Here is a 15,067-nt window from a genome sequence, read left to right on the forward strand (position 1 = left end):
CCCCTTGGGGCGCGCCCGCACAAGCTCGAAATACGGCTCGCGCTTGTGCCCGGAATGTGCGTATCATTAAAGGCAAGCGGGAGGTTTCTCATGAGCGTACGAGTCTATGAGCTTTTTATCGACGGTCGATACCGACCGGCCTCCGACGGGGGCACTATACCGGCCATAGATCCGGCCACCGGCGAGGCCTTCGCCCAGGTGGCCTGGGCCACGACGCAGGACGCCGAGGAGGCCGTGCGCGCCGCCCGGCGCGCCTTCGAGAAGGGGCCTTGGGTCCAGACGACCCCGGAGGAGCGAGCCGGCTTGCTGGAGGCTCTGGCCAAAAAGATCAGCGAGGAGCGTTTTCGGGACTTCCTGGAGCTTGAGATCCGGGATGCCGGTTCTACGTACAAAAAGGCCAAAGAGGACGTCTACCTTTCGGGCCGCGCCCTGGTGACGTTCGCCCGTCTGGCTCGCAGGTTTGTCTTCGAGCGGGAGCTTGAGGACATATCCAGGCCCGGGGTGAGCCGCAATTACCTGCGTTACGAGCCCGTGGGGGTTGTGGCGGCTATCACGCCGTGGAATTTCCCCCTCAAAATGGCCGCCTGGAAGCTGGGCCCGGCCCTGGCGGCGGGCTGCACCGTGGTGCTCAAGCCCGCTCCTGAAGCGAGCGCCTCCGTGCTCATGCTGGGGGAGCTGCTTAACGAAGTGGGCCTGCCGCCGGGGGTGGTGAACATCATCACCGGAGACGCCGAGGTAGGCGAATACTTGGTGCGCCATCCGCTGGTGGACAAGGTCTCCTTTACGGGCTCAACCGAGGTCGGCCGGCGCGTAATGGAAAACGCCGCGGGAACGATGAAGCGTCTTACCTTGGAGTGCGGAGGCAAGTCCGCCAACATCCTGCTTGAGGACGCCGAGCTGGAACACGCCATTGATGGCGCCATCTACGCCATGTTTTATCACGCTGGCCAATGCTGCGAGGCCGGAAGCCGCCTGCTTGTTCCCCGTTCGCGTTACGAGACTGTGCTAGAACGTCTCAAGGCCCGTCTGCAAGATCTGCGCGTAGGCGACCCCAAAGACAAGGAGACCGACATGGGCCCGGTTGTCTCAGAGGCCCAACTGCGGCGCGTGCTCGGCTACATAGAGGTGGGCAAACAAGAGGGGGCGCGCCTGCTCTGCGGCGGCCGAGCGCTGGAGCGGCCTGGATACTTCATCGAACCCACGGTGTTCATCGACGTGCGGCCCGAGATGCGGATCGCCCAGGAGGAGATCTTCGGGCCCGTGCTCGTGGTCATACCGTATGAGACCGTGGAGGAGGCGATCGCGATCGCCAACGGGACCCCATACGGGCTGGCCGCGGCCGTCTGGAGCGCAGACCGGGAGCGCGCCCTCGAAGTAGCCCGTCGGTTGCGCGCTGGCACGGTCTGGATCAACGAGTACCATCTGCTCACCGAAAAGGCCCCCTTTGGCGGATACAAGCAAAGCGGCCTGGGTCGCGAATTCGGCGAAGATGGGCTCAAGGCTTTTCTGGAGGCCAAGCACCTCTACGTCGATGAGTTGGGCGAGCGCGCCAAAAAACCCTGGTATGATACGGTCATCCGCCCCGCCCCCCGTCCACAGCCGGAATCGGAGCAAGCGCGATGAAGCCCGGGCTCAAAGCGGGCGATCAGGCCGTTTACGAAAAGGTGGTCAGCACGGCCGACATCGCCGAGTTTCGCAACAAAGTCGTTCATCCCCTCTACGCTACGTTCAAGCTGGCCGAGGACGTGGAGTGGACCTGTCGGCAGCTGATTTTGCCTTACTTGGAGCCGCATGAAGAGGGGGCCGGAACGGAGCTCTACATTCGGCACTTGGCCCCCACACCCGTGGGGCAGCGGGTGCGCATCGTGGCCACCGCCACCGAGGTCACGGAACGCCGGGTCGTGGCGCGCTTTGAGGCTTTTAACGAGGCGGTCAAGATCGCCGAAGGCCACATGACGCAGGCCATACTGCCCAAGGCCAAGTTTCGGGAGCTGATACAGGAGATCCAGCGCAAGGCCGCGCGCGTGGCCGAGTAGCCGATCCAGCGGATTGGGTTTTGCCCTGCTCCGAATACATGAGGCTGCTTGCGCTCTGGATAGCGCTATCGGACTCTGGCCTTGTGCCGAGCGACCGTTGGCTGCAGGATCTCGTAGCCCGGTATGCGTCCGATTACTGGAGGGCGCATAGGGCCTTGTTGGTGCGCCTGGCCGAACGCCATGCGCTCAACGCGGACGACCCGGACGTGCGGCATCGGCTGGTTGTGGCCCATCTGCTGCATCAGTTTGTAGCGGCGCATCGTCGTCCGTGGGGGGGAGGCCTCTTGGGTGTGCGGTACGCCTACATGGATGAGCGGGCGCAGATCTTGCGTCGGCTGGACACGCCGACCGGGCCCGTCTACGAGCCTCTGTATGTGCGCTTTCGGCGCGGGCACCGCTACGTACAGCGGGCGCACGCGGTGGATCGGGTGCCGCGCCTTTTCCTGGGTGATCTCTTTGCCGAATCCCCGCCCTACCGCTGGGCGGGGCAGCCCCTGTATAGCTTCGGCTGGTGCAGCGAGCTGGAGATGGCCTACGTGACCCTGCTGGGCTACTTCCGTATACCGGCTCGCATTGTCATGCCCCGCCCGACGCATGTGCGGACGCAGCTATGGGTTGCGCCCAACCGGAGTCTGCTAGTCGACAACACGGAGGGCTGGTTCGGGGAGCAGCCTTGGCCCTATGCCGAGGACGCCGCACCCGGGGTGCCGGAGGAGGCCCGGCGTTATCTGGCCTGGTATCAGGCGCGCGCCCGTGAAGGGGCCGTGGTGCCCGTCGGCCCTCGCGCGCGGGCACGGGTCGAAGCCGCCCTGCTGGCATACCTAGAACAACGCCGCTTGCGCTGGGACTTGCCTCAGCAGGAGGATTCAAGGCGCAGCGCGCCCATTTGGGCTTGGCTTGCAGGAGGCGGGGTTGCGCTTCTGCTTTTGTGGGGGCTTATTTGGGCCTACAGCCGGTGGTATCGCCGGCGGACGCATCCAGAGGGGGACAGGACATGGTTCGGATGACCGCCTTATACCGAAAGCCCGAGGATCCGGAGGGTTTTGAGCGGGCATACTTTCAGGAGCATCTGCCTCTGGTGCGGCGCCTGCCGGGTCTGGAGCGTGTGGAGGTGGCCCGGCAGCGTCGTACGCTCATGGGGTCGGAGGGGCCCTATCTTGTCTGCGACATGTACTTCGCCTCCGTGGAGGCCTTCAAACAGGCCATGAGTTCTCCAGAGGGTCAGGCTATGGCGCAGGATGCGCAGCGTTTCGTCGATATCCTGACCGTGATCCTAAGCGAAGTCGTGGAGGCCTGAATGCCGTTTTGGCTCCTCAAGTCTGAGCCTCAAGTCTACAGCATAGAGGATTTAGAGCGCGACGGGGAGACGCTCTGGGATGGGGTGCGCAATTACCAGGCGCGCAACTTCCTGCGGCAGATGCGGCCCGGCGATCGGGCCTTTTTTTACCATTCCAACGCCTTTCCTCCCGGTGTGGCGGGCCTTATGCGCGTGGTGGAAACGGAGGTGCCGGATCCGACGCAGTTTGAGCCCGAAAGCCCGTATTACGATCCCAAGGCGCGCCCGGAGGCGCCCCGATGGTGGACGGTCCGCGTGCGTTTCGAGGCCCGTTTCTCCCGATACGTCAGCTTGGAGGTGCTGCGCAGGGCGTTCTCGCCTGAAGAGCTCTGGATTTTGCGTCGGGGCAACCGCCTGAGCGTGGTGCCGGTCTCCGATGCCGTAGCCGAGCGCCTGCTCAAGCTGGGCGGAATCGATGGAGGTGCTTGAGACCTGCGTATACGCCTCGGATCTAGAGGCGGCGCGTCGCTTCTACGAGGGGGTGTTAGGGCTACCCTGTTTTCGTTTTGATCCCCCCAGGCAGGCTTTCTTCCGGGCCGGAAGCGGGGTGTTCCTGGTCTTCAACCCCGAAGAGACGACGCGTCCCGGACCGCTCCCGGCGCACGGCGCCCGGGGTAGCGTACACGTCTGCTTTCGCATCCCCGAGACGGAGCTTGAGCGGTGGCGGCGGAGGCTGCAGGAGGCCGGATACGCCGTGCAAGAGGCCCTTTGGCCGGGAGGGGTCCGGAGCCTATATGTGCGCGATCCGGCCGGGAACCTGGTGGAGCTAGCCCCGGCGCGAATCTGGGGGTTTTAGGCGGGCTTGCGGCCCAAAGCCCAGTTTTGTAACATCGGACCGCCCCTTTTTGCGTTCGCATAAGGAAGCGGTTATGGAGCTACGGCAGGCAGTCGCTTGGGTTACCGGGGCGAGCCGTGGGCTGGGGCGTGCGCTTGTGGAGGCGCTCCTGGAGCGCGGCGCCCGCGTAGCCGGCATGGCCCGATCCGAGTCGGAGCTCGAGGAGCTGGCTCAGCGCAGCTCGGGCCGCTTTTTGCCCCTTGTGGGCGATGTGCGCCGTCCGGCGGACGTGGAACGGGCCGTGCGCGAAATCCAGAACCGATGGGGCACGGTGCACGTGCTCGTCAACAACGCCGGTCTGGGGCGTTTCGCCAACGTCGAGGAGCTCTCCATTGAAGACTGGCAGATGCAGATCGAGACCAACCTCACGGGCGTTTTTCTGTGCACGCGGGCCGTTGTGCCCCTTATGAAGGCCCAGCGCTACGGGCATATCGTCAACATCGCCTCTATCGCGGGCCTCATGGGCAATCCCCAGCTTACGGCTTACAACGCCTCCAAGTTCGGCGTGCGGGGCTTCAGCGAGGCCCTCATGAAGGAGCTGCGTGAGTTCGGGATCAAGGTCACCTGCGTCTATCCGGGCTCGATCGACACGCCGTTTTTCGATCCGCTGGGCCTGCCGCGGCACAAAAACATGATGCAGCCTGAAGAAGTGGCGCGCTGCATCGTGTTCATCCTGGAGACGTCGGATAACTTCTTGGTAAGTGAGATCGTGCTGCGGCCGTTAAACCCCAATCCACCCGCCTCCTAAAAATCGACCGGCAGCAGGGCTCCGTGCTCTCGGATATCCCACTCCTGCGCGGCGAAGGTTTCGGCGTCTACGACAAGCAGAAGCCAGGCCAGAAACCGCGCCACAACCGAGGGATCCAGAAGCTCTCCGCGTTCGTAGTGGCCGATAAAGCGGGCCCGGGCCGGGAAAAGCGTTTCGGGAGTGGCCCGCAGGCGCGCCTGCATCGGCGTGTCCACGACCCCGGGCCGAACGCTTCCGACCCGAATGCCGCGCGAGGCTAGCTCCTGGTCTAGGCATCGGTACAGCATATGCAGAGCGGCTTTGGCCGTGCAGTAGGCCCCCCAGCCCACATATGGACGGTGAGCGGCGCCTGAGGAGAGGTGCAGGATGCGCCCTCCGGCCGGCATGCGCTCCAAGGCGAGCTGGGTCAGGAAGAGCGGGGCCTCGACGTTTACGGCCATGTGCGCCCGCCATGCCGATAGCGATACCGAGGCAAGGGGTCCTATGGGGTCGAGCACGGCGGCGTTGTGCACTAGCCATTTCAGCGAAGCCTGATCCGGAAGCGCTTCAAGCGCGGCTTCTCGCCCCTCTGGGGAGCCGATATCGGCCACCACAACCCGAATGCGCGCCGGATCCCGGGCGCGTGTCTGCTCCAAAGCCTGTGCCCGTCTGCCGACGCCTAACACATACAGACCTCGGCGGGCAAGCTCCCAGCTAAGCGCCTGCCCGATGCCGGAACTGGCCCCCGTAACCAGAGCCCAAGGGGTGCTCATGGCCCTTGCTCCTCCGATTGCCCGAAAAGCGTGGCTGTAACCGAACGCGCGCCCGCGCGATCGCGGTGCTCGCACAAATAGATCCCCTGCCAAGTCCCCAGATATAGCCGTCCATCTCGGACGGGGATCCACAAGCCTGGGCCGATGAGGACCGCCTTTACGTGGGCGGGCATATCATCCGGGCCCTCAAGACGGTGCCGAAAGTAAGGGCTCTCATCCGGTACAAGCCGGTTCAAGAAGGCCTCTAGATCCCGACGCACATCGGGATCGGCGTTTTCATTTAGGGCCAGCGAGGCCGATGTGTGCCGCAAAAACAGATGCAGCATCCCCACAGAAAACCACGCCAGCTCCGGAAGCTGGGCCGTGATCTCTCCTGTAATGAGGTGCACCCCACGGGGTCGAGGGCGCAGGTTGAGGTCTTTCTGAACCCAACGCACGCTTTAAAAATATAGGCGGCCGGTTTCCGAAACACTCCCGTCCTTGCTCACGAAGGCCGTACCTTTAGGAAGGCAAGCCCGAGGAAGAGGTCATGCGTCCAGAGGATCGGGAGCTACTGAAGCCTTACGTGACGAACCTAGAGGGGCCGGTTTTTGCGCTGCGCAACCTGCCCGAAGAGGTCATAGCCGTACTGTTTGCCTACTACAGCCGCTCTCCGCACGGGCTGCGGGAGAACCTGCTCAAGCTTCTGCGGGAGCAGGACCTCGCATTTCTGGGCGCGCAGCCGGGACCTCCTGAGGACTCCGATGGGCTTGAAGCGCTGCAGGAGCGGGCCCGGGCGTTTCACGAGAAATGGGTGATCGGCTACGGACACGCCTCTGTGGCCGAACACGCTGTCGTGCACCTGGCCGTAGAGGACGTTTCGATTTTGGCCAGCAAGGCGGTCGAGGACGCCCGCCTGGCTTCTTTTACGGAGAAGTCCACCCGGTACGTGGTCTTCAATCCGGAGCGCTTCTACGCGCTCTCCGAGCATCGGCGGGAGCCCTGGTATGGGGCGTACCGGGATGTGGCAAGGGAGCTGCTAGAGACATACCACGCCCTCATGCCCCATGTGCTGGAGCGGTTGCGGGCCGAGATCCCGAGGGCGCCGGATCAGTCCGAGCGCGCTTACGAGGCGGCTTTGCGCGCCCAGGCCTGCGATCTGCTTCGGTATCTGCTTCCGGCCGCTGCGCTGACCAACCTGGGCATGACGATCAATGCTCGATCCCTGGAGCATCTGCTGCGCAAGCTCTTCTCTCATCCGCTAGCGGAGGTGCGGGAGCTGGCCGGCCGCATCAAGGCTGAGGCGCTCAAGGTCGTGCCCACCCTGGTCAAGTACGCCGATTACAACCCCTACAGGGCCCAGACTCCGGCTCGCGTGGCCGCCTGCGCGACCCGTCTGCTGGGCCGTCCGGAGCCCGAGCCAGCCCGGCCGGTCGTGCTTGTGGAGTACGATCCGGAGGCTGAGCGAAAGCTGCTGTGCGCGATCCTGTATGAGCAGACGCGCCTGCCCTACGAGCAGCTGCGCCGTCTGGTTGAGGGGCTCGAGGCAGGCGCTCAAGAGGAGGTGCTTGATGCCTACTTGGCCGGGCGCGGGCCCCATGATGAGCCGATGCGGGCTTTGGAGCTTGTAAGCTACAGTTTCGACGTTCTCCTGGACTTCGGGGCTTACCGCGATCTACAGCGACATCGAATGGCCACGCAGCTGGTGCAGCCCTTTGGGCCTGAGCACGGCTATGAGCTTCCGGAGCCCCTTAGCCGATGGGGACTAGAGGCGAAGCTCCGCGGTCCCATAGAGCGGGCAGCTCAGGTGTACGCCCAGATCGCCCAGACCCATCCGCACGAGGCCGCCTATGTGCTGCCGATGGCCTACCGCAGGCGGATGCTGCTTACGGCCAACCTGCGGGAGCTGCATCATCTTATCGCGCTGCGCTCCGGTCGCCAGGGGCATCCCGCCTATCGGCGGATCGCGCAGGCCATGTACCAGGAGATCAAGCGGGTGCATCCGCTTCTGGCCCGCTACATTCGGGTGGATCTCGCAGATTATGCCCTGGCGCGCGCCTAGTTGCATCCCCACCGGATGCGGGCTATTTTCCTCGGGTGGGGCCAAGGTGCGATGATGAGGTTTCCGTGGACGCGCCTGCGGCGTTGTTTAGGGCGCTTGCACACCGTGATATGGATGGTGGAGGATAGCGCCCACCCCCTCTATTCGCTTCGGGTGCGCTTTGTTGTGCTTTTCTTGGGTCTCGTGGGTTTGGGGCTTCTGCTTTTAGGAGGCGCCCTTGTGCTCATCGCCTACACGCCGCTTCAGGGGCTCATCCCAAGCCGCGTAAGCCCAGGGGCCCATCAGCAGATCCAGCTAATGCAAAAGCGGCTTCTGGCTTTAGAGGATAGCCTGCGCGCCCAAGCCGCCTATATCCACAGTATGCGCCAGGTGCTCCTGGGCGAGTTCCGAGCCGAGGATGCGCCGGAGCCGGCTCCGACGTCGGGGGAGCCCCTTCCTTTGGAGACATATTCGGCCTCCGAAGCTTACACAGCCGTTGCGGAGCCGACACCAGTGCGTTGGACCAGTTTAAGCCCCAATGTGCTAGAGCCGATCGTATTTCCGGCTCCGTCGCCCGTGGAGGGGGTGGTGACGCGCGGACTAGATGCCCGAATCGGCCACTGGGGCATCGATATCGCCGCTCCGGAAGGAAGCCTTGTGGGCGCCATAGCCGACGGTTTTGTGGTCTTTGCGGATTGGACTCAAGAAGGGGGCTACACGATCGTCCTGCAACACGCGCGCAACTTTCTTAGCGTCTACAAGCATAACCAGCGCTTGCTTCGACGGCTTGGCGAGCGCGTGCGGGCTGGGGAGACCATCGCCCTGAGCGGCCGTTCGGGGATGATCACCACGGGTCCACACCTGCATCTGGAGCTCTGGCATGAGGGCATCCCTTTGGATCCATTGCCGTATTTATATGGCGTGCGTTCTATCGTGGGCACCACGGATCGATAGCGAGGGCGCGCAGCATGTTTAGAAAAAACGCAAGTTCCGCGGCCAGGTCCGGAACCGGAGCGCTCAACATGATTGCTCCGGGCACGGTCATCCAGGGAACGTTGCGTGTATGCGGTGATCTGCGCATGGCGGGCTCCGTCCGGGGGCAGATCAACGCAGACGGCAAAGTCGTCATCGCCCCTGAGGGACGCCTGGAAGGGGACCTAGAAGCTAGCTGCGCCGATGTGGCGGGGTTCGTGCAAGGAGCTATCCGAGCCGAGCGCGTTGTGTTGCGCGCCACAGCCCGCGTGGCGGGACAGGTGCTGATGCAACGGCTTGTGATTGAAGAGGGCGCCCAATTTGAGGGGGAGTGCCATCGCCTGGAGGTCCACGTAGTCGATGGAGCCGAATCTAGCCCCGAGCTCGCCTGATGCAGGCTAAGCCGCCCCCATCCGGCCCGCGCGAAGCCTATCGGTATTTGGTCCTAAGCAGCCAGATTTTGGGCAGCTTGCTCGGGCTTGTGCTCTTGGGTTATGGGCTCGACCGGTATCTGGGCACCGGCCCCTGGCTCATCCTGATCGGAGCTGTGCTAGGGGTCCTGAGCGCGCTGTGGCAGCTTGTGCGGCTTCTGCTTCGGGAGCCCCCCTCGGGCCGATCCGATGCGGGATGAAAAACAAGCGCGTGCCTTTCGCCTACGCCTCCCAACCCAAACGGGGAGAACGCAGCTGGGGGAGCGCCATCGGGCTCTGCGTGGCGCTTTCCTGCGGCATAGGCCTTTTTTGGGGCCAGGATAACCCGGCCGTGGGCGGCGGGGTCGCCTTTGGGGGGCTACTGGCCGCTTTGCATGCCTATGTGGGATATTGGGCGCTACGGCGTTTCTTTTTACGTGCCGATCGCGTATCTTTGCGCGCCGTGTTATGGAACATGGCGGCGCGTTTCCTGGGCGTCGTGCTCGGAATCGCGCTGGCGGTTCAGGTTGGCCGCCTCTCTGTTGAGGCCCTCCTCACGAGCTTTTTGATTGCGTATGTGGGCCTGAAAATCGGGGAAGTGCGGATTCTGGGTCGAACTATCGGCCCACCCCCGAAGACGGAAAATGGCGTGTGAACATGCGAACCCGAGCGCCGTTCTCCCTTCTATGCTGCGCCCTTCTAGGGACGTCAACGGTCCAGGCGGCAGCTTCGAAATCCGATGGTGTGCAGCTCGATGTGCTGCACCATGTGGCCAACGCCTACTACCTCGATTTTAGCCCACTGGGCAAAATCGAGCTGCCGCGCATCCTGATCGATGCCGAAGGGGCGCACCTGTTTCCCTCCACCACGGCCGCGCTGCGCGATGGGCGCTTTGTGCCCGCCGAATGGGCCGAAAAAACGGCTTCTCAGGCCCCGACGGAGGCCACGGAGGAGGAGCCATCTGCTTTGCACGAAGTCGGCAAGCTAGCCCGTCGCGATGGCCGTCCCATTTATCTGGATCTTTCCCTTACGCGTCACGGGGTTTTTATGCTGCTAGCGGGTCTGCTGCTGGTGGGCATCTTCATACCCCTGGCGGGTCGATATCGAGCCGGAGTGGGGCGCACAAGCGCCCCGCGCGGGGCTTGGCAGAACCTCTGGGAGGCGATCGTGCTCTTCATTCGCGATGAGGTGGCCATCCCCAACCTGGGCCAGCGGCACTACCAGAGGTATATGCCGTACCTGCTTACGGCCTTCTTCTTTATCCTCTTCTGCAACCTGTTGGGGCTGGTGCCCTTTGGCGCTACAGCCACGGGCAACATCACGGTCACCGCGGTGCTGGCCCTTTTTACGTTCGTGATCACGCAGCTTTCGGGCTCGCGTGATTACTGGCGACATATCTTCTGGATGCCCGGGGTTCCGGTGGCGCTGCGGCCGATTTTGGCCTTGGTGGAGTTTTTGGGGCTCTTTACGAAGCCTTTTGCGCTCGCCATCCGGTTGTTTGCGAACATGACGGCCGGACATGTGGCGATTGTGTGCATCCTGGGGCTGATCTTCGTCTTTGCGAGTCTCTCTCCAGCCCTGGGCTATGCGGTCGCGCCTTTTTCGGTGGCCGTGACCTTAGGGGTGTACGGCCTGGAGCTGCTTGTGGCCCTGCTACAGGCCTACATCTTTACGATTTTGTCTGCGGTTTTCATCGCGGGCGCCTTAGAGGAACATCATCACGAAGAGGACCACGCAACCCACTGAACAGCTATGGAGGGAACACCACAATGGACGCAAGCGCTTTGGCGTATCTAGCCGCCGGCATCGGCGCTGGTTTGGCCGCCATCGCGGCCGGTATCGGAATCGGCAGGATCGGTAGCGCGGCCGTAGAGGGCGCGGCCCGACAGCCGGAAGCCGTAGGGCAGATCCGTCAGCTCTTTATCTTGGGCGCGGCCCTAATCGAGGGCGTGGCGCTCTTCGGCATCGTGGTGGCGCTTCTGTTGACGCTGCTGAAGTAACCCCCGGCTCGGGTTAAAAGACGAACACGCAACCGAAAACAAGCGGGTGGATGACGCGATCATGTTGCTAGTGGCGGCGGGGCTGCTGGATATCGATGTGGGGATGGCGGTATGGACCCTGATTGTTTTCTCTCTGCTGCTGTTTGTGCTTTCCCGTTTTGCCTGGAGGCCGATTCTGGCGGCCCTAGTAGAGCGGGAGCAGCGCATCCAGGGTTCCCTGGAGCGGGCCGAGCAGATGCTAGCGGAGGCCAAGCGGCTGCAGGCCGAAAACGAGCGGCGGCGGCACCAGATTGAACTTGAATCCCAGAAGATCATCCACGAAGCGCGCGAGGCGGCCGAGCGCCTGCGGGCGGAGCTTCTGGACCGGGCTCGTCAGGAGGCCCGGGCGCTTCTAGACCGCGCACACGAAGAGATCGAGCGCAACAAGGAGCGGGCTCTGGTGGAGCTGCGCGTCGAGGCCGCGGAGCTGGCCGTGCTGATCGCAGAGAAGATCTTGCGCACGCAGCTCGACGCCCGTCGGCAACGCGAGCTTATAGAGTCCGTATTGGCCGAGCTGGAGGCCTCTTGATATGATGCGCGCTCGGTTCGTCCGTCACTACGCGGAGGTCCTCCTGGAGGTTGCGCAAAAGCAACAGCGCCTGGACGCCGTCGGCGCTGATGTGGCGTCTTTGCGTCAGCTGCTGCGCCAGTCTCGAGAGCTTACGCTCTTCTTCCGCAGCCCCTTGATCAGACGGGATCGAAAGCTTGCCGTGGTGCAGGCCCTGTTTGAAGGGCGCCTGGATGAGCTTACGCGGCGTTTTCTGGAGATCTTGGTCCGCAAAGGCCGCGAGCCGTATCTGGAGTCGATCCTAGAGGCCTTTGAAGAGCTGCGTGACGAAGCCCTGGGGATCGTGCGCGTACAGTTGAGCGCAGCCCAAGAGCTGGAGCCGGAGCTATACGAAAAGATCTGCTCGGCGCTCGAAAGCTACACGGGCAGTCGCGTAGTGGCGACTTTCTCCCTGGATCGCAGCCTGATTGGAGGCCTGCGGATCCGACTGCGGGATCGGATCATCGACGGCAGCGTCCGGCATCAGCTGGAGGCGATCCGCCAGCGGCTAAAGGCGGGGTACGCGTTAAACTAACAGAGCACGAGGTGGGAGCATGGCTGAGATTCGACTCGATGAAGTGTCTGCGATTCTGCGCCGGCAGCTAGCGGGATTTGAGCAGGAGGTGGACATCTACGACGTGGGCACCGTCCTGCAGGTGGGCGACGGGATCGCCCGCATCTATGGGCTTGCCAACTGCCAAGCCGGGGAGCTCATCCACTTCCCCCGCACCAACACGATGGGCATGGTCCTCAATCTTGAGGAGGACAACGTGGGGGCCGTGCTTTTTGGTGAAAGAGACGAGGTCAAGGAGGGCGATGAGGTGCGTCGCACAGGCCGCATTGCCTCCATCCTGGTCTCCGAGGAGATGCTTGGCCGCGTCATCGATCCTCTGGGCAACCCGATTGACGGCCGGGGTCCGATCGGGGGCAAGCGCTACGAGATGCCCCTAGAACGCAAGGCCCCGGGGGTCATCTACCGGCAGCCCGTAAAGGAGCCCCTGCAGACCGGTATTAAGGCCATCGACGCCATGATCCCGATCGGCCGGGGGCAGCGGGAGCTCATTATCGGCGACCGGCAGACCGGCAAAACGGCCGTGGCCATCGACACGATCATCAACCAGCGCTATACGCACAAGACCGACAAGCCCGTCTACTGCATCTACGTAGCCATCGGCCAGAAGGGTTCCACTATTGCCCAGGTGGCCAAGACCTTGGAGGATTACGGGGCCTTGGAGTACACGGTGATCATAGCGGCTCCCGCCTCCAGTCCGGCCCCCCTGCAATTCATCGCCCCCTACGCCGGGGCGGCCATCGGGGAGTTCTTCCGCGACACAGGCCGGCATGCGCTGGTGATTTACGATGATCTTTCCAAACAAGCCGTGGCCTACCGAGAGGTCTCCCTGCTGTTGCGCCGTCCGCCAGGCCGGGAGGCCTACCCGGGCGACATCTTCTACCTGCACAGCCGGCTTTTGGAGCGGGCGGCTAAGATCAACGAGAACGACTCCGTGGCCCGGCAGATGAACGATCTGCCCCCCTCGATTCGGGACCTCGTCAAAGGCGGCGGCAGCCTTACCGCGTTGCCCATTATCGAGACGCAGGCCGGGGACGTGTCGGCCTACATTCCGACGAACGTGATTTCGATCACGGACGGGCAGATTTACCTGGAATCTGGGCTTTTTAACGCTGGGGTGCGGCCGGCCATCAACGTGGGCATCTCGGTCTCTCGCGTCGGGGGCGCGGCGCAGATCAAGGCCATGAAGCGCGTGGCGGGCCGTCTGCGCCTGGAGTTGGCCCAGTATCGGGAGCTGGAGGCGTTTGCGAAGTTCGGCTCCGAACTGGATCCCGCCACCCAGGCTCAGCTCAGGCGCGGCGCGCGCCTGGTGGAGCTACTCAAGCAGGGCCAGTACGAGCCCATGCCGGTTGAAAAGCAGGTGGCGATAATCCTCGTCGGTACCCAGGGCGTGCTGGACAGTATCCCCGTTGAGGTCGTGCGCCAATTTGAGCGCGAATACCTGGAGCTGATTGAGGCCAAGTATCCGGAGCGCTTGGAGCGTATACGGGTCACAGGGGATCTGGACGCCGAAACCCAGGAGGTGCTCTTGCGGGAGGCGCGCGAGCTTGCGCGTAAATTCCTGCCCCAGGAGGCCCCAATCTAAGGAGAGGCCATGGCGGGGGGAAACCTACGAGATATCCGGCGGCGCATCGCCAGCGTCCGCAGCACCCAGCAGATCACGCGGGCCATGAAGATGGTGGCCGCGGCCAAGCTGCGCCGGGCACAAGAGCGCCTGCTGGCAACACGCCCCTATGCGCACCGGATCGGGCAGCTAGTGGCCGACCTGGTGGCCCGTCAGGACCTAGAGGCGCACCCGCTTTTGCGGCCGCGTCAGATCCAGCGCATTTTGCTTGTGGTCTTTACGGCCGATCGCGGCCTGTGCGGGGCTTTCAACGCGAACCTGCTGCGTCTGGCCGAGGAGACGATCGAGACCCGTTATGCGGCGTATCGCCGCGAGGGCCGGCTTTTGATCATGGCCGTGGGCCGAAAGGGACACGAGTTTTTCGCCAGGCGTGGCTACCGGCTCGTGGGCGATTGGCGAGGGGTGTTTCAGCGTCTGGCCCTGCAACAGGCCCGAGACATCCTGCATCAGATCCTGGAGGGCTACCTAGACGGAAAATGGGATGCGGTGGAGCTTCTGTATAACGAGTTCAAGTCTGTGGTGTCCCCGAATCGGGTCGTAGAGCCTCTGCTGCCCATCAGCCCGGAGTCCCTGCGCACACCGGCTCAAGCAGGCTCGAGGGGGGCCGTTGACTACCTCTACGAGCCGGATCCTCAGGCGCTCTTGGCCGCTCTTCTGCCCCGGCATCTGCTGGCGCAACTCTGGCGTGTGCTCTTGGAATCCAACGCGGCCGAACAAGCCGCGCGCATGGTGGCCATGGACAACGCCACCAACAACGCCACAGAGCTGCTGCGCCTGTTGCGCTTGAGCTACAACCGGCTTCGGCAGGCCTCGATCACGAAGGAGCTTCTGGAGATCGTAGCCGGAGCTGAGGCTTTAGCGAAGGCTCGCGAATAAAAGGAGCTTCGTGGATTGCCCCGTCTTCGGACGGGGTCGTATATTGAGACCCGATTTGCGGAGAGGTGCCGGAGTGGTCGAACGGGGCCGCCTGCTAAGCGGTTGGTCCGCCAAAAGCGGACTCGAGGGTTCGAATCCCTCCCTCTCCGCCTAAAAAAAACCGCCACCTACAGGCGGGCTTTCGTTTATCAGGATCGCCGACATGGGGCAGCTCTTAGGGCAGCTATCCGTCTACGCGATCGGCCTAAGCGGCCTTTTTCTGCTGATCGGCTACGTTATGATCCGCTTGAAAAAGCGCACC

At 63.3% G+C, this 15,067-nt stretch carries 20 protein-coding genes and 1 tRNA gene; 19 read left to right on the forward strand and 2 right to left on the reverse strand.

What is annotated here, in order from left to right; genetic code table 11:
- Positions 1–90 precede the first annotated feature (90 nt).
- The 7 genes from NZ993_01080 (at position 91) to NZ993_01110 (ending at position 4,955) form a co-directional block, all read left to right on the forward strand.
- Positions 91–1,623 (forward strand): aldehyde dehydrogenase family protein, encoded by a 1,533-nt coding sequence (locus NZ993_01080; GenBank protein ID MCS7154390.1) that lies wholly within the window; start codon positions 91–93, stop codon positions 1,621–1,623.
- A complete protein-coding gene (locus NZ993_01085; protein ID MCS7154391.1) occupies positions 1,620–2,036 on the forward strand; it encodes a thioesterase family protein in 417 nt (138 codons plus the stop codon). The genes NZ993_01080 and NZ993_01085 overlap by 4 nt, the downstream gene beginning before the upstream one ends.
- A 38-nt stretch (positions 2,037–2,074) precedes the next feature.
- The gene (locus NZ993_01090; protein ID MCS7154392.1) at positions 2,075–3,043 is read left to right on the forward strand and encodes a hypothetical protein; all 969 of its coding nucleotides are present in this window, start codon (positions 2,075–2,077) and stop codon (positions 3,041–3,043) included.
- Entirely contained in the window at positions 3,031–3,333 is a 303-nt protein-coding gene (locus tag NZ993_01095; GenBank protein ID MCS7154393.1) for an EthD family reductase, read from the forward strand. Before NZ993_01090 ends, NZ993_01095 begins: the two co-directional genes overlap by 13 nt.
- Positions 3,334–3,801, forward strand: coding sequence for an EVE domain-containing protein (locus NZ993_01100; protein ID MCS7154394.1), 468 nt, complete (start codon positions 3,334–3,336; stop codon positions 3,799–3,801).
- A complete protein-coding gene (locus NZ993_01105; protein MCS7154395.1) occupies positions 3,788–4,168 on the forward strand; it encodes a VOC family protein in 381 nt (126 codons plus the stop codon). The genes NZ993_01100 and NZ993_01105 overlap by 14 nt, the downstream gene beginning before the upstream one ends.
- Positions 4,169–4,241: 73 nt before the next feature.
- Positions 4,242–4,955, forward strand: a complete 714-nt coding sequence (locus tag NZ993_01110; protein ID MCS7154396.1) for an SDR family NAD(P)-dependent oxidoreductase — start codon at positions 4,242–4,244, stop codon at positions 4,953–4,955.
- Here NZ993_01110 and NZ993_01115 read toward each other — a convergent pair.
- Both NZ993_01115 and NZ993_01120 read right to left on the reverse strand, forming a co-directional pair.
- Positions 4,952–5,707: an SDR family NAD(P)-dependent oxidoreductase gene (locus NZ993_01115; GenBank protein ID MCS7154397.1), complete on the reverse strand. Its 756-nt coding sequence runs from the start codon at positions 5,705–5,707 to the stop codon at positions 4,952–4,954. The two genes, NZ993_01110 and NZ993_01115, sit on opposite strands and share 4 nt — an antisense overlap.
- Positions 5,704–6,144 carry a secondary thiamine-phosphate synthase enzyme YjbQ gene (locus NZ993_01120; protein MCS7154398.1) on the reverse strand — a complete coding sequence of 147 codons (441 nt, stop codon included), beginning with the start codon at positions 6,142–6,144 and terminating at the stop codon, positions 5,704–5,706. The genes NZ993_01115 and NZ993_01120 overlap by 4 nt, the downstream gene beginning before the upstream one ends.
- A 92-nt stretch (positions 6,145–6,236) precedes the next feature.
- On the opposite strand from NZ993_01120, the gene NZ993_01125 reads away from it, so the two are divergent.
- The 12 genes from NZ993_01125 to NZ993_01180 all read left to right on the forward strand — a co-directional run bounded on the left by NZ993_01125 (position 6,237) and on the right by NZ993_01180 (position 14,915).
- Positions 6,237–7,748 carry an FAD-dependent thymidylate synthase gene (locus NZ993_01125; protein MCS7154399.1) on the forward strand — a complete coding sequence of 504 codons (1,512 nt, stop codon included), beginning with the start codon at positions 6,237–6,239 and terminating at the stop codon, positions 7,746–7,748.
- A gap of 51 nt (positions 7,749–7,799) precedes the next feature.
- Complete coding sequence (locus NZ993_01130; protein ID MCS7154400.1) at positions 7,800–8,681, forward strand: M23 family metallopeptidase; 882 nt, start codon at positions 7,800–7,802, stop codon at positions 8,679–8,681.
- A gap of 68 nt (positions 8,682–8,749) precedes the next feature.
- The gene (locus NZ993_01135; GenBank protein MCS7154401.1) at positions 8,750–9,091 is read left to right on the forward strand and encodes a polymer-forming cytoskeletal protein; all 342 of its coding nucleotides are present in this window, start codon (positions 8,750–8,752) and stop codon (positions 9,089–9,091) included.
- Complete coding sequence (locus NZ993_01140) at positions 9,091–9,330, forward strand: AtpZ/AtpI family protein (protein ID MCS7154402.1); 240 nt, start codon at positions 9,091–9,093, stop codon at positions 9,328–9,330. Before NZ993_01135 ends, NZ993_01140 begins: the two co-directional genes overlap by 1 nt.
- The gene (locus NZ993_01145) at positions 9,327–9,764 is read left to right on the forward strand and encodes a hypothetical protein (GenBank protein MCS7154403.1); all 438 of its coding nucleotides are present in this window, start codon (positions 9,327–9,329) and stop codon (positions 9,762–9,764) included. The genes NZ993_01140 and NZ993_01145 overlap by 4 nt, the downstream gene beginning before the upstream one ends.
- 89 nt (positions 9,765–9,853) lie before the next feature.
- Positions 9,854–10,855: a F0F1 ATP synthase subunit A gene (gene atpB / locus NZ993_01150; GenBank protein ID MCS7154404.1), complete on the forward strand. Its 1,002-nt coding sequence runs from the start codon at positions 9,854–9,856 to the stop codon at positions 10,853–10,855.
- A 23-nt stretch (positions 10,856–10,878) separates the two neighbouring features.
- Positions 10,879–11,109 carry an ATP synthase F0 subunit C gene (atpE, locus tag NZ993_01155; protein MCS7154405.1) on the forward strand — a complete coding sequence of 77 codons (231 nt, stop codon included), beginning with the start codon at positions 10,879–10,881 and terminating at the stop codon, positions 11,107–11,109.
- 61 nt (positions 11,110–11,170) lie between these two features.
- A complete protein-coding gene (gene atpF, locus NZ993_01160; protein ID MCS7154406.1) occupies positions 11,171–11,677 on the forward strand; it encodes a F0F1 ATP synthase subunit B in 507 nt (168 codons plus the stop codon).
- A 1-nt stretch (position 11,678) separates the two neighbouring features.
- Complete coding sequence (gene atpH, locus NZ993_01165; protein MCS7154407.1) at positions 11,679–12,230, forward strand: ATP synthase F1 subunit delta; 552 nt, start codon at positions 11,679–11,681, stop codon at positions 12,228–12,230.
- A gap of 19 nt (positions 12,231–12,249) precedes the next feature.
- Positions 12,250–13,851, forward strand: a complete 1,602-nt coding sequence (gene atpA, locus NZ993_01170) for a F0F1 ATP synthase subunit alpha (GenBank protein ID MCS7154408.1) — start codon at positions 12,250–12,252, stop codon at positions 13,849–13,851.
- Positions 13,852–13,860: 9 nt separating this feature from the next.
- Complete coding sequence (gene atpG, locus NZ993_01175; protein ID MCS7154409.1) at positions 13,861–14,766, forward strand: ATP synthase F1 subunit gamma; 906 nt, start codon at positions 13,861–13,863, stop codon at positions 14,764–14,766.
- 59 nt (positions 14,767–14,825) lie between these two features.
- Positions 14,826–14,915, forward strand: a tRNA-Ser gene (locus tag NZ993_01180).
- Positions 14,916–15,067 lie beyond the last annotated feature (152 nt).

The sequence above is a fragment of the Bacteroidota bacterium genome, from assembly GCA_025059945.1.
Lineage (GTDB): Bacteria > Bacteroidota > Rhodothermia > JANXDC01 > JANXDC01 > JANXDC01.